Source organism: Vibrio sp. Y20_XG_PY13 (genome assembly GCF_024181925.1).
GTDB lineage: Bacteria > Pseudomonadota > Gammaproteobacteria > Enterobacterales > Vibrionaceae > Vibrio > Vibrio parahaemolyticus.
The window spans coordinates 1-1,321 of the sequence record NZ_JAMZAL010000040.1 but is presented as its reverse complement, the minus strand read 5'-3'; the positions used below and the strand labels follow the sequence as shown (position 1 = coordinate 1,321).

The window sequence follows — 1,321 nt, the reverse complement described above, 5'->3', positions numbered from 1 at the left end:
AATGTATGGTACGCCCCGTTTTGCAAGTGAAAATCCAAAAAAACGGAGTTGGTTTGCGCTAATGTATTCAGAGTCTAATTGAGACCAATTTACTTTAGCCCCAGCTCTACGATGAGATCCGCGCCAGATTGTCCTCAAAAATGAGAAAGCACTCTAAGTTGCTGTTCTGTCCACAAGGTCTTCAATCTGGTGGTCTAACCGTTTTGTCATCTTTCATTTTCATATGCAAACTTGATTTATATTCTTATTTCAAAAGGCTTTTTCGTTGCCATAACAGACCAAGCAATCCTTGCTAGCTTATTCGCTAATGCTACCAAAGCAACATTGAAAGGCTTTCGATGCTTTAGCTCTATTAGCCACTTACCAAAATATTTTTCAGCCGTTCCATCTCTCCAGAGTACTGCTCTGGCTGCGTGTATAAAGAGTTCTCGTAATTCTTTATTCCCACGCTTAGAGATCCCAAGCATTCTCGGCTTCCCACCTGTTGAATACTGAAATGGAACGAGACCCAGCCATGCAGCGAAGTTGCGGCCATTAGAAAAATCTTCAGGATCGGACACCGAAGATATGCAGCAAGCAGCGGTCATAGGCCCGACTCCAGGTACTGTTTGTAAAATCGTGAATAACTCATTACCACTATTTAGAGTCTCTAGCTTTTTGTCTTGTTCTTTGATTTTGTTATTAAGCTCGTTGTAATGATCAAGCTGATTTCGCAACTCAAAAATAAGCAAAGGTGGAACCTGTTGGCCTGTATCAGCCAACCACTGAAAAAGCCGTCTCATATTTGCGTGTCCGCGTGGAAAGCTGAACCCAAATTCAGTGAGGATTGAGCCTATACGGTTCATGACTGCGGTGCGTTCTCGAATATAGCCTGTTCTGATTCTTCGGATTACTACTCCTAGCTGCGCTTGCTCAGTTTTAGGTGAGACAAACCTCATCCTAGGTCGAGTTGCGGCTTCAGCAATCGCATCAGCATCAATGAAGTCATTTTTATGACTCTTAACATAGGGCTTAACATATTGTGGAGGGATCAGTTTAACTTGATGCCCATACTCTTGGCATTTTCTAGCAAGCCAGTGCGCCCCACAACAAGCTTCCATTGCTATTAATACTGGCTCATGAACCGAGATAAACTGAAGTAACTTTGATCTAGAGAATTTGTGTCTATAAAGTTGTTGGCCAGTGTAGTCATGACCAACGACATGGAAAGTAGATTTACCTAGATCAATACCGATAATTTTAATAGCCGACATGATGGCACCTCCCGAAGTTCAGCGACATAGCTGAGTTTAGTGTAGGTGTGGGGCGTACCATCTAATTA

General features: G+C 42.6%; 1 protein-coding gene. It reads right to left on the bottom strand.

The genetic code is table 11. The features are described from left to right. Nucleotides 1-236: 236 nt before the first annotated feature. Complete coding sequence (locus NL646_RS23315; protein ID WP_248486329.1) at nucleotides 237-1,253, bottom strand: IS110 family transposase; 1,017 nt, start codon at nucleotides 1,251-1,253, stop codon at nucleotides 237-239. Nucleotides 1,254-1,321 lie beyond the last annotated feature (68 nt).

Excerpts from the sequence above, each read along its gene's own strand:
- NL646_RS23315 (WP_248486329.1), bottom strand. The coding sequence starts at position 1,253 with ATGTCGGCTATTAAAATTATCGGTATTGATCTAGGTAAATCTACTTTC.